The organism is Pseudomonas sp. GD03842 (genome assembly GCF_029841165.1).
Taxonomy (GTDB): Bacteria; Pseudomonadota; Gammaproteobacteria; order Pseudomonadales; family Pseudomonadaceae; genus Aquipseudomonas.
Genome location: NZ_JAOCEA010000044.1, coordinates 1 through 566 on the forward strand (window position 1 = coordinate 1; position 566 = coordinate 566).

Annotated in this window: 1 pseudogene; it reads left to right on the forward strand. The window is 58.0% G+C overall.

What is annotated here, in order from left to right:
• Positions 1-566, forward strand: a pseudogene (locus N5D61_RS26435) (type IV secretion protein Rhs); the annotation flags it as partial.

Consider the following 566-nt stretch of genomic DNA (forward strand, 5'->3'; position numbering starts at 1 on the left):
CGCAAGCGCTGGCAGTTCGCCTCGACCTTTCCCGCTGAAAAACTCTCGCAGATCCACAACCCCGGCGACAACAGCCTGCTGGTCGACCACGCCTACAACCCGATCCACCGCCGCTACGAATACGACCCGGCCGGCGAACTGATCCGCACGCTCGACAAACTGCGCGGAGAGATCAAGTACGAATACGAAGCCAACGGCCAACTGCACAGCCGCGACACCGGCCAACTCGTCGACAGCGAAGAATTCCGCTACGACCCTGCGGCGAACCGGCTGAACTTCAACACGCGCCAGTTCGACCACATCAAAGACAACCGCATCAAAAAATGGCGTGATCAGGAATATGCCTATGACGCGTGGGGCAATTTGATCGAAAAACGGGTAGGGGTCAGCACGCTGCAGACGTTCAGCTACGACTGCGAAAACCGGCTGGTCAGGGCTGAGACGCTCTCCAGCGGCAAGCTGCACAGCACCGGCACTTACAGATACGACAGCCTCGGAAGACGAATTGGCAAAACCTCCGAAATCGAAGGCAAAACCGAGCACAAACATTTCCTCTGGCAAGGCCT